At 48.7% G+C, this 22,171-nt stretch carries 21 protein-coding genes; 3 read left to right on the top strand and 18 right to left on the bottom strand.

Features of this window, described 5'->3' with window-relative positions; translation table 11 throughout:
- Positions 1-351: 351 nt before the first annotated feature.
- The 10 genes from OWN49_RS00135 to OWN49_RS00090 form a co-directional block, all read right to left on the bottom strand.
- Positions 352-1,137 carry a 3-hydroxybutyrate dehydrogenase gene (locus OWN49_RS00135; RefSeq protein ID WP_077722406.1) on the bottom strand — a complete coding sequence of 262 codons (786 nt, stop codon included), beginning with the start codon at positions 1,135-1,137 and terminating at the stop codon, positions 352-354.
- A gap of 12 nt (positions 1,138-1,149) precedes the next feature.
- A complete protein-coding gene (locus OWN49_RS00130) occupies positions 1,150-1,812 on the bottom strand; it encodes a CoA transferase subunit B (RefSeq protein ID WP_007410136.1) in 663 nt (220 codons plus the stop codon).
- Positions 1,813-1,829: 17 nt separating this feature from the next.
- Positions 1,830-2,531 carry a CoA transferase subunit A gene (locus OWN49_RS00125; protein ID WP_003153920.1) on the bottom strand — a complete coding sequence of 234 codons (702 nt, stop codon included), beginning with the start codon at positions 2,529-2,531 and terminating at the stop codon, positions 1,830-1,832.
- Positions 2,532-2,555: 24 nt separating this feature from the next.
- The gene (locus OWN49_RS00120; protein ID WP_077722407.1) at positions 2,556-4,001 is read right to left on the bottom strand and encodes a GntP family permease; all 1,446 of its coding nucleotides are present in this window, start codon (positions 3,999-4,001) and stop codon (positions 2,556-2,558) included.
- A gap of 302 nt (positions 4,002-4,303) precedes the next feature.
- Complete coding sequence (locus tag OWN49_RS00115) at positions 4,304-5,500, bottom strand: cytochrome P450 (protein ID WP_077722408.1); 1,197 nt, start codon at positions 5,498-5,500, stop codon at positions 4,304-4,306.
- Position 5,501: 1 nt separating this feature from the next.
- A complete protein-coding gene (bioB, locus tag OWN49_RS00110) occupies positions 5,502-6,521 on the bottom strand; it encodes a biotin synthase BioB (protein ID WP_003153914.1) in 1,020 nt (339 codons plus the stop codon).
- A 2-nt stretch (positions 6,522-6,523) separates the two neighbouring features.
- Positions 6,524-7,225, bottom strand: coding sequence for a dethiobiotin synthase (gene bioD, locus OWN49_RS00105; RefSeq protein WP_077722409.1), 702 nt, complete (start codon positions 7,223-7,225; stop codon positions 6,524-6,526).
- Entirely contained in the window at positions 7,222-8,382 is a 1,161-nt protein-coding gene (gene bioF / locus OWN49_RS00100) for an 8-amino-7-oxononanoate synthase (RefSeq protein WP_003153909.1), read from the bottom strand. Before bioF ends, bioD begins: the two co-directional genes overlap by 4 nt.
- Entirely contained in the window at positions 8,372-9,718 is a 1,347-nt protein-coding gene (bioA, locus tag OWN49_RS00095; protein ID WP_077722410.1) for an adenosylmethionine--8-amino-7-oxononanoate transaminase, read from the bottom strand. The genes bioF and bioA overlap by 11 nt, the downstream gene beginning before the upstream one ends.
- Positions 9,715-10,485: a 6-carboxyhexanoate--CoA ligase gene (locus tag OWN49_RS00090; protein ID WP_077722411.1), complete on the bottom strand. Its 771-nt coding sequence runs from the start codon at positions 10,483-10,485 to the stop codon at positions 9,715-9,717. Before OWN49_RS00090 ends, bioA begins: the two co-directional genes overlap by 4 nt.
- Positions 10,486-10,763: 278 nt before the next feature.
- On the opposite strand from OWN49_RS00090, the gene OWN49_RS00085 reads away from it, so the two are divergent.
- The 3 genes from OWN49_RS00085 to OWN49_RS00075 all read left to right on the top strand — a co-directional run bounded on the left by OWN49_RS00085 (position 10,764) and on the right by OWN49_RS00075 (position 12,736).
- Positions 10,764-11,171, top strand: a complete 408-nt coding sequence (locus OWN49_RS00085; protein ID WP_077722412.1) for a GtrA family protein — start codon at positions 10,764-10,766, stop codon at positions 11,169-11,171.
- A 6-nt stretch (positions 11,172-11,177) separates the two neighbouring features.
- Entirely contained in the window at positions 11,178-12,071 is an 894-nt protein-coding gene (gene galU, locus OWN49_RS00080) for a UTP--glucose-1-phosphate uridylyltransferase GalU (protein WP_176283350.1), read from the top strand.
- Positions 12,072-12,145: 74 nt separating this feature from the next.
- Complete coding sequence (locus OWN49_RS00075) at positions 12,146-12,736, top strand: DedA family protein (protein WP_007410125.1); 591 nt, start codon at positions 12,146-12,148, stop codon at positions 12,734-12,736.
- Positions 12,737-12,788: 52 nt separating this feature from the next.
- Here OWN49_RS00075 and OWN49_RS00070 read toward each other — a convergent pair whose 3' ends face one another.
- The 8 genes from OWN49_RS00070 to OWN49_RS00035 all read right to left on the bottom strand — a co-directional run bounded on the left by OWN49_RS00070 (position 12,789) and on the right by OWN49_RS00035 (position 22,130).
- On the bottom strand, positions 12,789-14,318 hold the full coding sequence (locus tag OWN49_RS00070; RefSeq protein WP_007410124.1) for an acyl-CoA carboxylase subunit beta: 1,530 nt from the start codon (positions 14,316-14,318) through the stop codon (positions 12,789-12,791).
- Positions 14,319-14,335: 17 nt separating this feature from the next.
- Positions 14,336-15,115: an enoyl-CoA hydratase gene (locus tag OWN49_RS00065; protein ID WP_058906072.1), complete on the bottom strand. Its 780-nt coding sequence runs from the start codon at positions 15,113-15,115 to the stop codon at positions 14,336-14,338.
- Between the two features lie 13 nt (positions 15,116-15,128).
- Positions 15,129-16,028, bottom strand: coding sequence for a hydroxymethylglutaryl-CoA lyase (locus OWN49_RS00060; RefSeq protein WP_102422651.1), 900 nt, complete (start codon positions 16,026-16,028; stop codon positions 15,129-15,131).
- 15 nt (positions 16,029-16,043) lie between these two features.
- Entirely contained in the window at positions 16,044-16,256 is a 213-nt protein-coding gene (locus OWN49_RS00055; RefSeq protein ID WP_007410121.1) for an acetyl-CoA carboxylase biotin carboxyl carrier protein subunit, read from the bottom strand.
- On the bottom strand, positions 16,253-17,602 hold the full coding sequence (locus tag OWN49_RS00050) for an acetyl-CoA carboxylase biotin carboxylase subunit (protein ID WP_166706237.1): 1,350 nt from the start codon (positions 17,600-17,602) through the stop codon (positions 16,253-16,255). The genes OWN49_RS00055 and OWN49_RS00050 overlap by 4 nt, the downstream gene beginning before the upstream one ends.
- Before the next feature lie 21 nt (positions 17,603-17,623).
- Positions 17,624-19,264, bottom strand: a complete 1,641-nt coding sequence (locus OWN49_RS00045; protein WP_176283351.1) for an AMP-binding protein — start codon at positions 19,262-19,264, stop codon at positions 17,624-17,626.
- Positions 19,265-19,308: 44 nt separating this feature from the next.
- Positions 19,309-20,451 carry an acyl-CoA dehydrogenase family protein gene (locus tag OWN49_RS00040; protein WP_003153894.1) on the bottom strand — a complete coding sequence of 381 codons (1,143 nt, stop codon included), beginning with the start codon at positions 20,449-20,451 and terminating at the stop codon, positions 19,309-19,311.
- 140 nt (positions 20,452-20,591) lie between these two features.
- Positions 20,592-22,130 (bottom strand): glycoside hydrolase family 10 protein, encoded by a 1,539-nt coding sequence (locus OWN49_RS00035; protein ID WP_176283352.1) that lies wholly within the window; start codon positions 22,128-22,130, stop codon positions 20,592-20,594.
- Positions 22,131-22,171 lie beyond the last annotated feature (41 nt).

Below are 22,171 nucleotides of genomic sequence, written 5' to 3'. Positions count from 1 at the left end.
GCCGGAGTGGAGCCTGTTACCGGCTCTTCTTCACTTAGGACGAGCTCTTCATGTTTCATATGTTTTAGGGCTATTGGCATTATTGTGTCAGAAATTACATATTTTCTGTTTATTGTAAAAATTCATTTGTATATCTGTGAAGGATTGTAAACTGATGGCGTTTGATTATAAATGCGGTGCAAGAGATGGATCTGGTGAGGAAAATCTGCAAGGACAAAATACGCCGCAGAACAAGTAAATGACCCAGCCCGGATACCGATTGACGCAGTGAATCGGCCTATTGAGTGAACAAGGTTTTCAGGCATAAAAAAACAGCCGTTCAGAGCGGCTGTTTTTTAAATAGTACAAGAACTATTGAGCGGTATACCCGCCGTCCATGACTACGGCCTGACCTGTGACCCCTTTTGCTTTGTCGCTGGCCAAAAATACGGCGTAATCAGCGATTTCTTTCACTGACAGCAGCCGTTTTTGGGGAACGAGCGGAAAGATGACGTCCTCAAGCACCCGCTCGTACGGTACATTCCTTGTTGCGGAAATGTCCTTTAATTGATTGCGGACAAGCTGAGTGTCCACATATCCCGGACAAAGCGCATTGACGGTAATGCCGTCAGCCGCGCCTTCAAGTGCACCGACTTTCGTTAAACCGATGACGCCGTGCTTGGCGCTGTTATATGCCGCTTTCCCGTGAAAACCGATCAGCCCGTTGACAGACGCCATATTAATGATTCGTCCGAATTGATGTTTTTTCATAATGGGGAATGCATGCTTCATTGCGATAAATGGCGCAGTCAGCATGACACGAATGAGCCGTTCAAACTGTTCGGTGGGAAATTCCTCGATGGGCGCGACATGCTGAATGCCCGCATTATTCACAAGGATATCGAGACGTCCGAATTGTTTCTCGACCGTCTGCAGCATGTCGGCCACTTGCTTTTCATTTGTTACATCGCATGTGATGCTGACTGCCTCACAGCCTTCATCTTTAAGTCCTGCCGCCGCTTCTTTCCCCGCTTGTTCGTTTACATCAGAGATGATGACGGCTGCTCCTTCACGGGCGAATTCTCTTGCAATTTCAAGCCCGATTCCTCCGGCTGCTCCTGTTACAACGGCTGTTTTTTCAATAAGCAATGAATCCATGGCGGCACCTCCTCATTTTGGTCTGACCCCGTTTTTTAACGACTGGCTGACAGTAAAATGACCTTCTGTTTTCTCAAAGACCTCCTCCATTGTTACACCTTCCTGCAGTTCGGTGAGCGTCATACGGCCATCATGAAAATCGAATACAGCCAAATCTGTGATCAGCCGATCGACCACCTGCCTGCCGGTTAAAGGCAGCGTACATTCCGTTCTCACTTTAGATTCCCCATATTTATTAACATGCTCCATAATGACAATAATCCGTTTTGCTCCGTGCACCAGGTCCATGGCGCCGCCCATTCCTTTGATCATTTTTCCGGGGATCATCCAGTTCGCCAAATCTCCCCGTTCGGACACTTCCATCCCGCCGAGAATCGCTACATCAATGTGGCCGCCGCGAATCATGGCAAAGGATTCGGCACTGTCAAAATACGAGGCTCCCTTTACCTCGGTAATGGTTTCTTTTCCCGCATTGATCAGATCGGGGTCCTCCGTTCCTTCCGCCGGATAAGGCCCGATCCCGAGCAAGCCGTTTTCAGACTGAAGCAGGACGTTATAATCATTCGGTATCTCATTGGCTACAAGCGTCGGCATCCCTATCCCCAAGTTCACATTCATTCCGTCCTTTATTTCCTTTACAGCCCGTTTGATCATTCGTTTTCTGCTATCTCTCATTCTGTCAGCCTCCTTTATCATGCTTGCCGGACGGTGCGGCGTTCAATCCGTTTTTCATGAATCCCGCCAAGCAGCACGTGCTGCACAAAAATACCCGGCGTATGAATTTGATCGGGATCAAGCTCTCCGGCATCGACGATTTCTTCAGCCTCTGCAATCGTCACTTTGCCTGCCATTGCAGCGAGCGGATTGAAATTTCTCGCCGTCTTTCTGAACATCAGGTTGCCCAGAGGATCGGCTTTCCAGGCCTTTACGATGGCGGCGTTCCCTGTAATCCCTTTCTCCAGAAGATAGGTGCGCCCGTCAAATGTCTTATGTTCTTTTCCCTCGGCTACTGATGTTCCGACGCCCGCAGGTGTATAAAACGCCGGAATGCCCGCCCCTCCCGCGCGAATTCTTTCTGCGAGCGTTCCTTGGGGCACCAATTCGACTTCCAGCTCTCCGCTTAAAAACTGCCGTTCAAAGGTTTTGTTTTCTCCGACATAGGATGCGACCATTTTTTTGATCTGCCGGTTTGCAAGCAAGAGGCCTAACCCCCAATCATCAACACCGCAGTTATTACTGACAACGGTCAAGTTTTTCACGCCGCTGTCCCTGATCGCGAGAATTAATTGTTCCGGAATGCCGCACAGGCCGAAGCCTCCTGCGATGAGGGTGTCTCCGTCCTTGATCAGTGCAGCAGCATCTTTATAAGAGTCCATCACTTTTCCTTTTCCCATATTCGTTTCCCCTTTCTGTTTTGGCTACACAAGGCCCGTCAGACTGTAAATGGCGATGATGACAAACACAGCGGCTGTTTTAATGACGGTAATGGCAAAGATATCCTTGTAGGATTGGCGGTGGGTCAACCCGGTGACCGCGAGCAGTGTAATGACGGCGCCATTATGCGGAAGAGTGTCCATCCCGCCGGAGGCCATCGAAATCACCCGGTGCATGACCTCCGGTGGGATGTGGAATGTATTGATTGCTTCTGTATACGCTGCTGACATCGTGCTTAAAGCGATGCCCATTCCTCCTGATGCCGATCCTGTAATCCCGGCAAGCGCAGTGGTCGTCACCGCTCCGTTGACGAGCGGATCAGTAAACGTCTGCGATATGCCGCTGCTGACCATTTTAAAGCCGGGAAGCGCCGCAATGATGCCGCCAAATCCGTATTCGGCTCCTGTATTCATCGACGCCAGCAAGGCACCCCCGATGCCCTCATTCAGTCCTTCTTTCAAATTAAAGAGCACTTTTTTCCAATCGAACAAAATCGTTGTCATGATTCCGATGAACAGTGCGAGTTCTACTGACCAGATCGCAGTGACGGAGGAAAGGTCAATCTTCCCGAACGCTTCTAAACCGAGCTGCGCAAAATCAAATCCGTCAGGGTACCAATGCGGGAGCCACATCGTGAAGCATTTGTTCATGACTCCCACAAGGATAAGCGGAACAAAGGCGAGCACTTGCCGCGCGGGGCTGGGTTCTGCCTCCTGCGGTAAAACAGGCGTATGTTTTTCATTAGCCAGACCTGAGGGTTCCTCTGCAGCGGAAACTTCAGATTGAAATCCAGCATAGCCTTCTCCGGCATTGGCCGCTTTTTTGCGCCGGGATTCTAAATAAATCATTCCGGCCGTAAGCACAAATGCTGCACCAATCAGTCCGAGCCAGGGAGCGGCATAAATGTTTGTTTTAAAAAAAGCTGTCGGAATGACATTTTGAATTTGCGGTGTGCCGGGAAGCGCATCCATTGTAAAAGTAAACGCGCCCAATGCAATCGTACCGGGTATCAGACGCTTGGGAATATCAGCTTTAATAAATAGGTTTTTAGCAAACGGATAAATGGCAAACACCGCTACGAAGAGACTGACGCCGCTGTACGTTAAAATCGCACCCATTAAGACGATGGCGAGAATGGCTCTTTTTGCTCCCACAAGCCTGACGATTGTTTTTGCAATCGACTCGGCGAGCCCGGATATTTCAACAACCTTGCCAAAAACGGCCCCTAAAAGAAATACGGGAAAATACAGCTTAATAAATCCTACCATCTTCTCCATAAATATATTCGAGAAGAAAGGAAGTACGAAGCTTGGATCTGTAAGAAGCACGGCAAACAGCGCACAAATCGGGGCGAATAAAATAACTGAAAAGCCCCGGTAAGCCGCAAACATCAGCGTGCCTAATGCCAATAAAATAATAACAATGTCCACAAATCCCCCTCTTTTCTGCTCAAAATTAGTAAGCGCTTACAAAAATCGAGAAAATAAAGCAAAAAACATGCCGATTTTGTACAGTTTCTGAGGCTGAAAAAATGTGCATCATGGTGAATTTTCCGTTTTGGCGAGAGAAAAGGAGACCCTTGCTGCATGATATTGATTGGCTGAGCAGTGAGTTTTTTAGGGACAGTGAGATGGATCAGAAAGGATTTTTGCTTTATAAATATGTATTCTTTTTTCTTTCATTTATTTCCTGCAAGAGGAACCGATAAAATCCGGCCCTCCTGCATGGTCATTCAGCCAAGGACAACCGGAAGCTCTTTGAGCGACCTAAAACCAATGAGCTTCCGGTATTCAAGGCGGTGTGCGGCCAGCCGAAGCTTAGGCATCCGCTCAAACAGTGTGAGAATTGCAATTTGTGCTTCGATGCGCGCTAATGAGGAGCCTATGCAAAAATGGGCGTTCTTTCCGAATGCAAGATGCAGATTCGGTTTTCTTCGGATATCCATTTTATGAGGCTGATCGAATATGCTTGGATCGCGATTGGCCGCTCCTAAAAGGATATATACCTGCTCTCCTTTTTTTATGGTCTTCCCATTTATTTCACAGTCTTCTGAAGCGGTGCGTGCCGTCAGCTGCGCGGGGCTGTCGTAGCGCAGACATTCCTCGACAGCAGTTTCAATAAGCGAGGGGTTTTCTCTCAGTGCGCTAAGCTGTTCAGGGTGTTTCAACAAAGTAAACACACCGTTGCTCATGAGGTTTACCGTCGTCTCGTGTCCGGCTATGACAAGTAAGATACATGTCGCGAGTACTTCGTCTTTTGAAAGCTGTTTCCCCATAATAAACCTGCTGATTAAGTCTTCCTGAGGATGTGCTTTCCGCTCGTGAATCAAATCTCTGAAATATGCAGTCAGCCTGCCTGCGGTGTCGCTTGCTCTGACTAACGTCTTTCTTGACCGGGTAAGATCAATGGCCTGAATGACGTCTGCCGTCCATTGTCTGAATTGATATCTCTCCTCTTTCGGCACTCCGAGTATCTCCGCAATGATGAGGCTTGCCAATGGAAAGGCAAACTCTGAAACAAGGTCTGCGGTTTTTTTGTTTTGGATTTGATCCAACAAGTCATGAACCGTTTCTTTTATACAGGGGCGAAGTGATTCCGCCGTCTTTGCGGTAAATTCTTTACCTATATGCATCCGCATCCGCTTATGGTCTGATTGATTTTTAAATAACAGCATATCGTGCTGGATATGCGATAGATTTTGATATTTCGTTGAAGCTTCCGGAAGAGGAATGCGGTTTTTAAATCGGGTGTCTTTCAAAATCGCTGCCGCTTCTTTATACCCGGTGACATACCAGCCCGGATGTTTTAATATGGTTCCTTTATAAACAGGATCAATGGCACGCAGTTTTTCATAAAACGGGTAAGGGTCATTCCAAAAATCCGAATCCGCATGGAGGGACGGATGTGCAGTCGATAGGCCCGCCGTCATCTTATACCTCCGTATTGCAGGCGGATTGCAGGCCGGCTTTCATTTCTTCAACGGATTCGACTTCAAACCCTAAATCATGGAGCATTTGATGATCCTCTGTTTCATGCTGCCCTGCAGTCGTTAAGTAATCTCCGACGAAAATCGAATTTGCGGCGTAAAGTCCCAGCGGCTGCAGCGAACGAAGGTTGACTTCCCGGCCTCCTGAGATACGGATTTCTTTTGACGGATTGATAAAACGGAATAAGGCGAGCACTTTTAGGCAATACACCGGATGTAATTCGCTTACCCCTTCTAACGGAGTTCCGTCAATCGCATGCAGAAAATTAACCGGGATGCTGTCGGCGTCAAGCGCTTTTAAGCTGTTCGCCATATCAATGACGTCCTGTTTCGTTTCTTTCATGCCGACGATGACACCCGAACAAGGCGACATCCCCGATTGTTTCGCCGTTTCCACTGTATTGACCCTGTCGTCATACGTGTGGGAGGTCGTAATGTTTGAGTGATTCCTTTGTGATGTATTGATGTTATGATTGTACCGGTCTACTCCTGCCTGTTTCAGGCGCTCTGCCTGTTCCGGCTTCAGCAGACCGAGGCATGCGCAGATTTTTAAACCGTACGTTTCTTTAATTTCTTTGACAGCATCAACAACTTGATCTACTTCTCTGTTCGACGGTCCCCGCCCGCTGGCGACGATGCAGTATGTCCCTATATTCAGGTCGTGGGCGCGTTTTGCCCCCTTAAGCAATATATGCTTATCCACCATCCGATAAGACTCGATCGGCGCTTTTGATATTGAAGATTGTGAACAGTACCCGCAATTTTCCGGACACAGGCCTGATTTTGCATTCATAATCATATTCAGCTTTACTTTTTTTCCGTAAAATCGTTTTCTGATATGAAAAGCGGCATGCATCAGCAATAAAAGATCCTCATCAGGACAATTTAAAATGGCCAGCGCTTCTTGATTCGTTACTTCCGCCCCGTCCAGCACTCTCTCTGCAAGATCCATCCATTGATTCATGTTTATCTCCCCATTTGTGTCAGATTCATGAAAGAGGAAACATCTATATGTTTCTCAATCATGTGTTGAATGTTTTCCGGTGAAACGTGATCCAGCTTCGGTGTGATTCCCAAAATCGGAACTTTGCATAATGTTTCAATCATGCTCGGGTTTGTCTTCTCGTCCAGCCCCGGCCTGTTCCTTACGCCGTTGATCATAATGCCGAGAACCTCTATTCCCATGTTTTTCGCATATTCAACGGTTAAATATGTGTGGTTGATGGTTCCGAGATCAGGCCTGGCGACAATCACTGCCGGTAATTCCAAGGCTTTTATCAGATCACTGACTAAGTAATTTTCACCAAGCGGAACGGAAATGCCGCCTGCCCCCTCGACGATGAAACACTCATGACGATTTTTGATCTTACTCCAGTGGGCCATGACTTCATCCATGCTCACGGATTCCCCCTCAAGCAAGGCGGCCGTGTACGGCGCAAGCGGCTCTTTCCATTCAAATGGCGTGATTTCTTCATGAGACAGTGCGGTTTGTGACATGTTTTTCAACAGCGAGGTGTCACTTTCCGGATGAGTCCGCGGCACGCCGCTTAAAAACGGCTTAAACACTCCGATATCCGCCTGTTTCTGCCTGAATGCCGCGGCAAGTCCGCAAGAAACGATGGTTTTTCCGACGCCGGTATCGGTTCCTGTGACAAAAAAACTTCTCATTTGTTTATATTCAGCTCTTTTCTAATGGAATCAAATGCTTCTGTCAGCTCGTCTATGTCCTGTAAGCTGCGATCCGCCGTAACGGTCAGCCTGATTCTGCTTTCGCCTTCCGGAACGGCGGGCGGGCGGATGGCCGGGGCGCAGATTCCCTTTTTCTCCAGCAGCGCAGCGGCTGAAACCGCTGTTTTTGCATCACCGATGATAACGGGGATAATCGGTGTATCCCCGCCTCTTACGATAAAGCCCATATCGGCCAGACGCGTTTTTATCTTTTTGACAGACGACTGCAGCTCACGGCGCGTATCGTGCATATCTGATATGAGGTCAAATGCCGTATGCGAAGCCGCACAAATTGACGGCGGGAGGGCCGTCTGAAAAATAAACGTCCTCGCCTGATTCAGCAAAAAATCAATGAAAATGTTTGATCCCGCGGCAAAACCGCCTTCCGTTCCGACTGCTTTGCTTAATGTGCCGATGACAACATCAGGACAAACACCGAAATAGTCACTGGTTCCCCCGCCGTTTTCCCCGAGTACACCGGTTGCATGCGCGTCATCTGCTATCACAAATGCCTGGTACTGCTTTGCAAGCGCCATTATTCGGTCAAGAGGCGCGATGGTGCCGTCCATGCTGAAAACGCCGTCTGTGACGATAAAGCGGCGGTTCCGAGTCTGGACGGAGGCAAGTTTTTTCTCAAGATCAGCCATATCAATATGGCGGTACACGATGGTTTCCGCTTTTGATAAACGGCAGCCGTCAACAATGCTCGCATGGTTCAGTTGATCGCTTAAAATGACATCGCCTTTTTGAGGCAGTGAGGCAAGCACGCCGATATTCGCCAAGTAACCGCTTGAAAATAATAAAGCCGCTTCCGTCTGTTTAAAGTCCGCGATTGTTTGTTCAAGTTTTTCGTGCCACACAGTATTTCCTGTCGTTAACCGTGAGCCGCCGCTTCCCGCTCCGAACCGGCTCAGCGCTGTTTGCGCGGCTGTGATCAGCCGTTCATCTTTTGACAGGCCTAAATAGTCATTGGACGCCCAGGTCTGCCGCTTTTGCCCCTTGGTTTTAAGAGCGGTTTCCTGTGTTCGCAGCGTCCGATACAGCCCGTCTCTTTTCACTGCATCGAGCCTTCCGAGGAGCCATCCGTCAAAATCCACGGCCGGTCACCTCGGCTATCGCTTCTTTCATAATGGAGATCATGGCTTGTAACTGGTCGGTTGTGCTGGCGAGCGGCGGAAGAAAGGCGATGACGTCACCGAGCGGCCGTGTCAGCATACCCAGCTCTCTCATTTTCAAGGACACCTTGTACCCCATCCGCTTTTCAGGCGGATAAGGCTGTTTTGTCCCCTTATCCTGCACAAGCTCTATGCCGCACATCAAACCGAGCTGGCGGACATCGCCGACATGAGGAAGCTGCTTCAGATCATGAAGAAATTTCGCAGCCGTTTTTGATTTTTCGGCGACTCGTTCAACGATGCGCTCTGATTCGAATAAACGCAGATTTTCAATTGCCGCGGCACAGCCAAGCTGATTTCCTGTATAGGAATGGCCGTGGAAAAATGTTTTCATTTTGTCGTAGTCATCGTAGAATGCTTCATAAATGGCTTCTGTGGCAAACGTCACAGCGATCGGCAAATAGCCTCCCGTAATGCCTTTCCCTGCCGCCATCAAGTCCGGCTGGACATTTTCATGCTCACAGGCAAACATTTTTCCGGTGCGGCCGAACCCCGTCGCCACTTCGTCAACGATCATTAACACATCATATGCCGTACACAGCTTTCGTACGCCTGCCAGAAAGCCTTCAGGCATGACGATCATCCCGGATGCGCCTTGCACCATCGATTCAATCGTAAGTGCGGCAATCTCTTCGTGGTGCTTTGCAAGCAGCTGTTCGAGCGCGTGAAGGCATTCATCCCGGCACTGTACGGGGTCACCGCTTTCAGATCTGTATACATAAGGAATCGGGACTTTGTAGCTTTCAAACATCAGCGGGCCGTACACATGGTGGAAGAGTTCAATGGAGCCGACGCTGACGGCTCCGATCGTATCGCCGTGATAGCCGTTCTGCATCGAAATAAACGTCTGCTTCTTAGGTCTCCCTACGTTTTTCCAGTATTGAAAGGCCATTTTCAGAGCGATTTCCATTGCTTCCGCTCCGCTGTCGGAGTAAAAAACGCGTGTCAGCTTTTCCGGTGTGATGCCCGTCAGCATCTCCGCAAGTTCTGTTGCGGGAACGTTCGTCATACCCAGCAAAGTCGAATGAGCGATTTTTTCAAGCTGTTTTTGAATCGCTTCATCCATTTCTTTTTTGCGGTGGCCGTGTACATTGAGCCATACTGAAGAAAAGCCGTCATAATATTCTTTGCCGCTGATGTCTTTCAGCATGATCCCGTTTCCGCTTTCAATGATTAACGGATCTTCATCGTAATCTTTCATTTGTGTGAAAGGCAGCCAAAGATGCTGTTTGCTTTTTTCAATCATTGATTGTTTCATATGTTCTCCTCCCGCTGAATGAATACAGGCTGCTTCTCTAAAAAATGGATACAGCTCTCCGTATCTATGGAGCCATCAGTAAAGAAAACCCGGCATCCGCTTTCATCTCCGGCATTCTTCATCTTGGCAATCCGCTGATATCCCAGCTTCTTTGCGGCAACGTAGCCTGTTATGTAATCAGGGTCATCTGACCAGCACAATTCGGCAATAATTCCCGGATGTGCGCAAACTTTTGCCGCGATGGCATGTGCTTCTTTTATTCGTGAATTTTCCGGCATGTTGTGAGTAAAAGCCCATTTTTGAAAATCATGTGACGGCCAATCCACTCGGGATACCCGCACACCTCTATTCCCTCTGCAGTCAATGCGTTTTCCTGCCCGGATATCAAACAGGACCGCTCCTCTTGCTTCTGCATATTCCGCAATGTTTTCGTACGCTTTCTCGATCATGTGCGGAGGAATCCCCGCCTTTTGCAGAAGCTTGCGGGCGATTGCTTGTCCTTTTTCCGGCGTGTCTGTTTGATGGAAGGCAACCGGCAAAGGGCGGATCGTTTCGATCGGTTCATGAACGCTTTCAAGCTGAATCTGCATAAAATCAGGTATCCCTCTTGAGTGCGAGAAGCCTTTATGTAATAAGCCATCTACCGCTTCCTGTAAACCGCTGTAAGTGATGAGCCGTTCTCCGCCGGAAATGTGTTTTCCGCCCTGCTCATGGGGGGCGTTTCGGGAAGCTCTCATTCTGACGCTGTAATAGGTCTCTTCCCGCATGAAATTTCCCTCCTTTCTTTCACTTTGAAATTTAATGTTAACCAAAATAATAAAAGGTTAACACTTATACAGAATATTAGTGTTTCACGCTTAATATGTCAACCTAAACTACAAAACTGTTAACTTAATGAGTTTTACAAAGCCTCATTACGTTTTCATGTTTTGTTCATATTTTAGTAATTGTTTATTCAACACTGTCCGCTAAAGTAATCCATATCAACAAATAGGACAGCGATCCGCATCTTACTTATGAAGGGAGGTCAAAACCGGATGCCGTTATGCTGAAAGAAAAAGTAAAGACAGCAGGCCGTTTTTGCACCGTGGGCGCCGGCAATACGCTGATCGATTTTGGTGTCTTCTTTCTTCTCACCGCTTGCCTTGTCCCCTATCTGCCGGCGCAGATCTGCTCCTATTCGGCAGGGATCATCAACAGCTATGTGTGGAACCGGAAGTGGACGTTTCGTGTAAAGCGCAAGGCTGGCGGGAAAGAGATCGTGCGCTTTCTCATCATTAATCTTGCCGCGTCGGGAATCACCTTTTTGCTGCTGTACGAGTTTCAAAAAGGCGGCTGTTCGCTTTTGGTGAGTAAGCTCGCCGCCACTATCGGCGGAATGATGATGAATTTTATCGGAAACCGAATCTGGGTATTTGGAGATTCGCTGAAAAACATACAGGATCAGGAGTGAAGATGAATGAGAAAAAAAGTGAGAAAAGCGGTCATCCCCGCAGCGGGTTTAGGAACGAGATTTCTGCCGGCGACAAAGGCGCAGCCGAAAGAAATGCTGCCGATCGTCGACAAACCGGCCATCCAGTACATTGTCGAAGAAGCAAGAGAGTCAGGAATTGAAGATATACTGATTATTACAGGGAGAAACAAACGCTCGATTGAAGATCATTTTGACCGGTCGGCGGAGTTGGAAATCAATCTTGAGGAAAAAGGCAAGTCAGAGACGCTGAAGGAAATGCAGCGGATTGCCGATTTGGCCAATATTCATTACATCCGTCAGAAAGAACCGCTCGGACTAGGCCATGCGGTGCTGTGTGCGGAGCATTTTATCGGAGATGAGCCTTTTGCCGTTCTATTAGGTGATGATATTATGGTATCTGACACTCCCGCTCTTTCACAGCTCATAGACGTCTATAACCAACACGGCACAGAAACGATCGGCGTACAGCCCGTCGATCCTGCTGATGTCAGCAAATATGGTATTATACAGACGGGGCGGCAGAGCGGTCATGTGTACCGGGTTGAGGATCTGATTGAGAAACCGGCCGTTGAAAAGGCGCCCTCTCATATTGCCGTGTTGGGCCGTTACATATTAACCCCTGCCATTTTTAAAGCGCTGAAGACGATCGGAAGAGGCGCGGGCAACGAAATCCAATTGACAGACGCGCTGCGCGAAGTATGCCGCACCCGAAGCATTTACGCGCGGGAGCTTGAAGGAAGCCGGTTTGATATAGGAGATAAGTTCGGCTGTTTTAAGGCCGGCACGGAGATCGGGCTTCTGCGGGAAGAAATGAGATCGAAACTTTTAGCTTATTTAGAAGAGGTGTTAAAAAGAGAATCTGAAGAAATCGTGCGTTAAAAAATAATTTGTAACCATTTTGCTTGTCAATCAGTCATATAATTGGGTAAAAAGATAAAGAGGTTGTGAACAGTGTGGGCAATTTTATTAGTGAAATATTATCCTGGCTGACAAGTATGGGCTATTTAGGGATTGCGCTCGGATTAATGATTGAAATCATTCCGAGTGAAATCGTTCTGGCTTACGGAGGCTATATGGTGTCAGAAGGCACGATCAGCTTTATCGGCGCCATTGTCGCCGGTGTGATCGGGGGAACGATCGCGCAGTGCTTTATTTACTGGATCGCCCGTTATGGGGGACGGCCGTTTTTGGACAAGTACGGCAAGTACTTACTTCTGAAAAAGCATCATGTTGATGTTGCGGAAAACTGGTTTCGCCGTTACGGCGCCGGCGTTGTGTTCTCGGCGCGGTTTATCCCGGTCGTCAGACATGCGATTTCCATCCCGGCCGGCCTTGCGAAAATGCCTCTTTCCAAGTTTGTCATATTGACGACGCTTGCCATTATTCCGTGGTCTGTCATTTTCGTTTATCTCGGGTATCAGCTCGGGGGACAGTGGAAAGACGTAGACAGCTATGCCGGAATGTATACAACTCCGATCATTATATTGGCTCTCGTATTTATTGTTGTTTATTTTGTTGTGAAGAAAATGAGATCAAGACTGTGAAAAAAGACTGCATAAGAACGGCTGCGAGCCGGATCTATGCAGTCTTTTTTATTTATACCGGGTATACGGGGTGTTTCCGGTGTGTGAATGTCAGTTGTTTGGACATGTAAGCAGTGAGGCGTTTATTGAGTTCTTCCCGCAAGGAATCAGCAGGAACAATGCCGTCAATCACCATTTCAGAGGCAAGCCGGTAAAGGTTAATATCTTCCTTATATTCATCACGCTTTTCTTGAATAAAAGCCGGCCTTTCTTCAGGGGCCAGCTCGCTGATTTTGTTTGCGTAGACCGCATTCACCGCTGCTTCAGGACCCATTACGGCAATTTGCGCAGTCGGAAGCGCTAAACAGCAGTCCGGTTCAAAAGCAGGCCCCGCCATCGCGTATAATCCGGCACCGTAGGCTTTTCTGACGATAACGGAAAGCTTCGGAACAGTCGCTTCCGCCATTGCGGAGATCATTTTTGCGCCATGCCTGATGATGCCCGCCTGCTCAACCTTCGTTCCGATCATGAATCCGGGAATGTCTGCTAAAAACAGAAGCGGAATATGGAATGCGTCGCACAAAGCGATAAATTTTGCGGCTTTATCCGCCGAATCGAGAAATAAAACTCCGCCTTTGACACGCGGCTGATTGGCGATAATGCCGACCGGCTGTCCGTGAATCCGCGCAAGCCCCGTTATTAATTCCTGCGCAAATAACGGTTTAATCTCAAAAAATGAGTCTTCATCAATGACACGTTCAATTAAATCCATCATGTTGAACGGTGCGTTTTGATGTGCCGGGATGACATCTGAGAGCGGTTTTTCAAAAGCTTTCGGGTTCTTAGATTTGTTGACGGGCGCTTTTTCAGTATAATTTGCCGGAAAGTAGCTGAGATATGTCTGCGCCATCATGATTGCTTCCTGTTCCGTCGGGGCGAGGAGATCACCGCAGCCTGATACGGAACAATGCATACGGGCGCCGCCCATTTCTTCAAGCGATACTTTCTCGCCGATCACCATTTCTGCCATGCGCGGGGAACCTAAGTACATGGATGCATTGCCTTCGACCATAATGACAATGTCGCAAAAGGCCGGAATGTAAGCGCCGCCCGCAGCGGAAGGACCGAACAATAAACAGATTTGCGGAATGCGGCCCGACAGCTTTACTTGATTATAAAAGATGCGGCCGGCTCCCCTTCTGCCCGGGAACATGTCAACCTGATCCGTAATTCTCGCACCTGCGGAATCGACTAAGTACAAGAGCGGACACTGAAGCTTCTCCGCCGTCTCCTGAATGCGGATGATTTTTTCCACCGTTTTCGCGCCCCACGAGCCCGCCTTTACGGTTGAGTCGTTTGCCATCACACAAACGGTTCTGCCGCCGATGGTTCCGATCCCGGTAACGACCCCGTCAGCCGGCAGTCCGTCTGACATGCACTCGGCGAAAAAAGCGTCTTCAACGGATATGCCGTCATCGAATAAAAGCTTCAGCCTGTCTCTTACAAAAAGTTTTCCCTTCTTTTCGTTGCTTGCATGATATTTCGCGGCTCCTCCCTTTTCAATCGTTTTGCTGCGTGTCTGCCGTTCTTTTTCGTAATCCATCCGAGTCCCTCCATGTTTTATTTTCCTTTGTATTCAGGGGGTCTTTTTTCTTTAAAAGCGCGCAGGCCCTCTTCTCTGTCAAGTGTAGGGATGACTTGTTCATATGCTTTTCGTTCGATTTCGAGCCCTGTATTGAGATCTGTCTCCAGACCCTTGTTTATCGCGGATTTTGCTTGTCTGACGGCGATCGGCCCATTAGCGGCGATGCGGCCGGCCAGTGCTTTTGCTTTTTCCATAAGTTCATCGGCTTCACAAACATGCTCGATCAGCTTCATGTCTTTTCCCTCTTCGGCAGAAAGCCTTCGGCCGGTATAGATCAATTCTTTTGCCGCGCCGGGGCCGATAAGCCGGGGCAGTCTCTGCGTTCCGCCCGCCCCGGGAATGATTGCAAGCCCTGTTTCAGGAAGGCCGAGGCCCGCCCGGCTGACGGCTGTTCTGATATCGCAGGCGAGAGCGAGTTCAAGGCCTCCTCCGACAGCGGTTCCGTTCAGCGCTGCAATGACCGGCTGCGGGAGAGCTTCAATGGATGCAGCCGTTTCACCGATACGCCTGACGCTTTTCTTAACTTGTTCATGATTCATCCCCGCTCTCTCTTTTAAATCAGCGCCGGCGCAAAATGTGTTTCCGGAGCCGGTGAGAATGACACAGCGAATGGATGGCGAGTTTTTGATGTCTTCAATCACACGCTGTAAATGATCAATCATTTCTGAAGACAGTGAGTTGGCCGCATGCGGGCGGTTCAGCGTGATCAGACCGATCGTTTCTTGACAGACGGAATACAAGACGCAATCTCCCATGGCTTCTCCTTTCTCATTTCGTTCTGAATGCCTGCAGGTTTCTGCTTGGCAGATCTTTGCCTATTTTATCCGCGATCCAGTCGGCGGCATAAAGAAGTTTATTCATGTCCGTCCCGGTATCAATCCCCATTTGTTCGAGCATATAAATGACGTCTTCTGTGGCGGCGTTTCCTGCTGATCCCGGAGCATACGGACAGCCGCCAAGCCCGCCTGAGGAAGTATCGAAGGATGTAATCCCCATATCAAGAGCTGGAATGATATTCGCTAGAGCCGTTCCTCTTGTATCATGGAAATGGAGTGCGATTTTTGAGGCGGGAATTCTCGGCAAAAGGGCTTCAAGCACGGCTATGACCTGCAAGGGGTTTGCCGCGCCGATTGTGTCGCCGAGCGATATTTCATCAACATCCATTTCGAGCAGGGTGTCTGACAGGCGGATGACTTGTTCGACCGGCACGTTCTGTTCGTACGGACAGCCGAACACAGTAGACAGATAAGCTCTCGTCGCCATTTTTTCAGCTTTTGCTTCAGTAATAACCCGCCTGAGCTCTTGAACGGTCCGGTCAATCGGTTTGTTTACGTTTTTTTGGTTATGGGTTTCGCTTGCAGATAAAAATACACAGGCCTGATCGATTCCGCCTTCTGCAGCATGCTCCAGTCCGATGAGGTTCGGAACGAGAGCCGCGTAGACCGTATGTTCAGATCTGGCAATGCCTTTTGCGACGTCCAGGCTGTCACGAAGAGCCGGAATCCATCTCGGATGCACGAATGATGTCACTTCGATATAGGGAAGGCCTGTTTTTGACAGCATATTGATCCACTCAATCTTATCTTCTGTATCCACCCACGCCGATTCATTCTGCAAGCCGTCACGCGGTCCTACTTCATTGATGCGGACATGTTTCGGACAGTTCATGCTGCACCTCCCGTTTTATTGAAGTTCAATCAGGACCTCTCCTTCATCAGTGAAATCACCTTCTGATTTTTTCACTTCTTTCACCGTACCCGCTGCATCAGCGATAATCGGAATTTCCATTTTCATAGATTCCAAGATGGCCACTTCCTGCCCTTCTTCAATGACATCACCCGGCTTCACATGAATTTTCCACAGGTTTCCCGCCATCTGAATTTTTATGACGCTCATTTTGACGCCCCCTCGTTCATTGTTTGTAAAAAACCGGTTGTTGCCTCACCCTTTTCAAACACTTCTGAATGGGCAATTTTTGTCAGCAGCGGAATGTTGGTTTTAATCCCTTCTACATGATATTCGCCAAGGGCGGTTTTCAGTTGTTCAATGGCCTGTTTTCTCGTATTCGCCGTGACGATCATTTTGGCAATCATCGGATCGTAAAACGGAGAAATGACGCTTCCCTTTTCGACGGCGCATTCGTGTCGCACTGACGGGTGTCTTAAAACGGAAAAAGACAAGATGGTACCGGGTGACGGGTAAAAGGTGACCGGATCTTCCGCATAGATCCGCACTTCTATCGCATGACCGCGGTGATTGATATCTTTCTGCGAGAAAGTCAGCGCCTGCCCGGCGGCGATTTTCAGCTGTTCTTCCACAAGATCCAGTCCTGTAATTTCTTCTGTCACCGGATGCTCCACTTGCAGTCTTGTGTTCATCTCTAAAAAATAGATTTGTTTCTTTTGGTCGACGAGAAATTCTATTGTGCCTGCATTTTGGTAGCCGATCGATTTAGCGGCTTTAACGGCGGTTTCACCGAGTCTTTGTCTTAATTCATCGTCAACAAACGGCGACGGCGCTTCTTCTATCACTTTTTGGTGGCGCCTTTGTACTGAACAGTCACGTTCAAACAGATGAACGGTGTTTCCGAAAGAATCTGCGAGAATCTGAATTTCAATATGACGGGCATTTTCAATGACCTTTTCCATATACATTGCGCCGTCTCCAAAAAAGGACGCGGCCCGCTTTTGATTGCCTTCGAACGCTTTGGCCAGCTCTTCTTCTGAATGTACGATCTGCATGCCGATTCCGCCTCCCCCTGCAGACGCTTTCAGCATGACCGGAAAGCCGATGGCACGGGCTTCGGCTAAGGCGGAGTGAACATCGGGCAATGGCTCTGAAACACCGGGAACGATCGGGACCTTTGCTTTTTGCATCGTTTTTCGGGCCTCTATCTTGCTGCCCATCTTGGCGATGATATCACCGGGCGGGCCGATAAATGTGATTTGTTCCTTCCGGCAGCGTTCGGCGAACAGGCTGTTTTCTGACAGCAGCCCGTAGCCCGGATGAATGGCGTCCGCTCCGGCGGATTTGGCGGCTTCTATGATTCTGTCGATATGTAAATAGCTTTCATTTACTCTCGATTTACCGATCGGATAGGCCTCATCAGCCTCTTTTACATGCAGCGCGTCCCGGTCGGCTTCTGAATACACAGCTGCCGAGGGGATGCCGAGACGTTTGCAGGTGCGGATAATTCTTAAGGCGATTTCTCCTCTGTTGGCAATCAGGACTTTTTTAAACAAATGTGAAGCACTCCTTTTTCATTAAGTTAATTTGAGCTCTTCAATCGTTTTTTCCCGCAGCTTGAATTTCTGAATTTTTCCTGAGGCTGTCATTGGATATTCATCTGTAAACAAAACATACCTGGGGACTTTATAGCGGGCGATATGTTCTTTGCAAAAGGTTCTGATGTCTTCTGCGGAAGCGGTTTGTCCGTCTTTGAGCCTGACCCACGCCGCGGCCTCTTCTCCGTATTTCGGATCAGGCACGCCGACGACCTGAACGTCTGCTACTGCGGGATGCCGATATAACATTTCCTCAATTTCGCGCGGATAGATATTTTCGCCGCCCCTGATCAGCATGTCTTTCAGACGGCCCGTGATTTTGCAGTACCCGTCCTCGTCCATGACCGCCAAATCACCGGTATGCAGCCAGCCGTCTTTGTCTATCGCTTCTTCGGTCGCTTCTTGATTTTTATAGTAACCTTTCATGACATGATATCCGCGGGTGCAGAGCTCTCCTTGTTCACCCCGGTCGGCTTCTCCGGATGTTCCGGGCCGAACGATTCTGACTTCGATATGGGGAAGTGCGCGCCCCGCTGTTTCCACTCTTCTTTCAAACGAATCATCCGTTCTTGTCTGCGTAATGACAGGTGATGCTTCGGTCTGTCCGTAGGCAATGGTAATGTCGGTCATCCCCATTTTGCCGATCACTTCTCTCATGACTTCCGCCGGGCATGGCGAGCCTGCCATAATCCCGGTTCGGACGTGGGAAAGATCATATTCAGAAAAACGGCTGTCATTTAGGAGGGCGATAAACATCGTCGGTACACCGTGCAGAGCCGTGCAGGCTTCTTGCTCCACCGTTTTCAGAACGGCCGGCGGAGAAAACTGTTCGATCGGAATCATCGCCGCACCCGCGGAAACACACGCCAGCACGCCGAGCACACACCCGAAGCAGTGGAAAAACGGCACGGGAATACATAAACGGTCACTTGAAGTAAGCTTCATGCATTCTGCGATATTGGCCGCGTTATTTACGATATTAAAATGTGAGAGCATAACGCCTTTCGGAAATCCGGTCGTACCTGATGTATATTGCATATGAATGCAATCATCCTTTTTCAGGCTGTCCATCCTTCCGTCAAGCGCTGCATCCGTTACAGCTTCGCCATCCTTCAGCAAAGAATCCCAGCGGTGCATCCCGGGCGGACTTTTATCACCGATATATAACACCGTCCGTAAAAAGGGGTAACGTTTCGAACGCAGCCTGCCGTGCTCACAAGTTTTCAGCTCCGGAATCAGCTTATTCACCATCTCAACATAAGATGTCTGCCGGTAGGAATCCATGATTATCAGGGCCGAGACGTCTGAATGCGCCAGCAGGTAATCGAGTTCTGCGATTTGAAAATTTGTATTAATGGTGACCAGAACAGCGCCGATTTTCGCCGTTGCAAATTGCGCCGCGAGCCATTCCGGTATGTTGGATGCCCATATGGCCACATGATCTCCTTTTTCAACTCCCAGCTTCATCAGCCCTTTTGCGGTTTGCCGGCATAACCGGTCAAACTCGGCATACGTATAACGAAGGCCGCGCTCAGGGTAAACAACCGCTTCATGATCCGGAAAAAGCTCCGCGGTCCGCTCAAGCAGCTTTCCGGCTGTTAAATGGATAAGTTCAGCCATATGACCTGCCCCCTTCCATCCCTGTCTTAGTAAACGTTTTCATTTCACTTCAAAAGCTGTCTTGCGATGACCATTCTTTGAATTTCTGATGTTCCTTCTCCAATCTCCATCAGCTTTGCGTCACGAAGCATACGTTCGACACCGCATTCCTTCATATAACCGGAACCGCCATGAATTTGGATGGCCTGAAGGCAGGTTCTGACGGCCATTTCTGAAGCATAAAGCTTGGCGAATGCCGCTTCTTTCGTAAATGGCAGGTTTTGATCCTTCAGCCATGCCGCTTTAAGCACCATTTGTCTGGCAAGGTCAATTTCCATCGCCATATCGGCCAGCTTAAATTGAATGGCTTGAAATGACGATATCGGACTGCCGAACTGCTTGCGTTCCTTCGCATATGACAGCGACGCCTCCAGTGCGCCTTGAGCGATACCGACAGCCAGTGCCGCAATCGAGATCCGCCCGCCGTCTAATGTATATAAAAATTGTTTAAAGCCTTTTTCAGGATCACCGAGCAGGTTATCGGCAGGCACCCTGACATCCTCCAGCACAAGCTCGGCCGTATCCGATCCTCTCACACCCATCTTGTCGTACGGATTTGTGATCGTAAATCCCGGTGTGTCTGTCGGGACGATGAGAGCTGAAATGATCGGTTTTCCGGCGGAGTTCTTTCCCGTAACGGCGGTGACAATGACCGTGCGGGCGTAATTTGCGTTTGTGATCCAGCATTTTTCTCCGTTTATCACATAGTCATCGCCCTTTTTCTCGGCTTTTGTCTGGGTGCCGCCGGCATCTGAACCGGCATTCGGCTCTGTCAGCCCGAATGATCCGAGCGCTTTTCCCGAAGCAAGCGGAATAAGATGTTCTTGCTTTTGCTGTTCAGTACCGAAATAGTATAATGGGCTTGCGCCGAGTGACACGGCTGCCGCGTAGCTCAGCCCCGTGCTGCCGCAGGCTTTTCCGATTTCTTCAACCGCTGCTGCATATGAAATGGTGTCACCGCCCGCCCCGCCGTATTCTTCCGGAAACGGAATTCCGAGCAGCCCGAGTTCGCCTATTTTTTTAAATGTGTCTATCGGGAAGACGGCTGATTGATCAACCTCATGGGCTTTCGGGGCAATTTCATTTTTGGCGAAATCTCTGACCATTTCGCGCACCATCTGCTGTTCTTTTGTCAGTTGAAAATTCATTAACCTTCCTCCTTCTGCTGCTTTCTACATTTTATTAATGGGGGTCTTTATTCATTCCATCCAAATAAAGTCTGAACATTCGGACTCATCCATCGCAAAAAAACTGACAGCGCGGCAACTGTCAGTTTTATTAATAATGGCTATTTAATCGTCCGTTTTGCGGAGGGACGGCTCTCATGGTGAAGCCTGTCAACGGAAGTAACGATATAGGTGCAGGCTTCTTTCCCCCGAATATCAGTATCTGAAAATGTCTGCGTCCGTGACGATGTTTTTCTGGCTGTATCCACTAAATAAGGCTGCTTTCCCTTTTCTGCGCGGTAAATGGCGTAATAAGCCGTTTTTTTACCGTTGGATTTCGCATCTTCGATATAGAGTGTATGGCCTGAAGCGTTCTTCTCCGCCCGTTTGACAGACGGTTTTTTTAAAGCCGACTGTCCGAGCCAAGGCATCTCGGGAATTAATGCGGGCCGGCTGTACATGTCATTGATCAAACGGTTTTTCACATCGAGCGGATTACGGTTTAAATCCTTTAAACTGAAATGCATGCTGCCTTTTATCCATGCTGATCCTCTGTTTAGAGTAATCTGTCTTCCGTATTCCCCCGGGTCGGCCCAGGCCGGATCAGTATTGTTGTTGATTTTATAAGCTGCCTGCCCGATATATAAATGCACCGGCCGATTGTTCACTTCTTTTCCCCACCAATCCGCTAAGACGTCATATGCCGCCGCTTTAAATCCGATACTCCAGTAAATTTGCGGTGCGATGTAATCAATGTATCCTTTTTGGATCCATTCTCTTGTATCAGCATATAAGTCATCGTAGTTCCGCACCCCGGCGGCCGTTTCGGAGCCTGTCGGGTCATCTGCGGCATTTCTCCATACGCCGAACGGGCTGATTCCGAATTTGACATAAGGTTTTTCTCGTTTGATGGTTTGGTTGATTTCTTTTACAAGCTGGTTGACGTTATCCCTGCGCCAGTCATCAATTGATGCAAAGTGAGCTTTTCCGTACCGTTCGTATTCCGCCTGATCGGGGAATTCCTGTCCGGCAATTTTATAAGGATAAAAATAATCATCCATATGAACCGCATCAATGTCATAACGGCTGACCACCTCTTTGATTCCATCCGTTATAAATTGTCTTACTTCCGGAATTCCAGGATTATAGTACAGCTGTTTTCCGTATGCAGCGACCCAGTCCGGATGAGAACGCGCGGGATGATCGTCTGAAAGCGCATTCAAATTTGTGTGATTCATCGTGATCCGGTAAGGATTGAACCAAGCGTGAAATTCAAGATTCCGTTTATGTGTCTCTTCAACTAAAAAAGCAAGCGGGTCGTAGCCGGGATTTTTGCCTTGGGTTCCTGTCAGATACTCTGACCAAGGCCCGTAATCTGATGGATAAAAAGCATCAGCCGCAGGCTTAATTTGGACGATAACGGCGTTCATCCCCATCTCCTGAACGTCATCCAGCAGCTTGCTGTATTCTCTTTTTTGCTCTTCCGGTGACAGCCCTTTTTTAGAGGGCCAGTCGATATTAGTGACAGACGCGATCCATACGGCTCTCATTTCTCTCTCCGGCTGAGTGCCGCTTGCTTGTGCGGATGCTGAGAACGTAAAGATGCCGGCTGTCAGTACAACGGCCAAAAACCATATCATGCTAAAACGGCAGCTTTTCATGTTTTTCCCCCTCTCTGCTTTACGGTATTCCGAAGCATTCC

It is taken from the genome of Bacillus sp. NEAU-242-2, assembly GCF_027853835.1.
Lineage (GTDB): Bacteria > Bacillota > Bacilli > Bacillales > Bacillaceae > Bacillus > Bacillus velezensis.
This window is presented reverse-complemented; position numbering and strand designations above follow the sequence as displayed.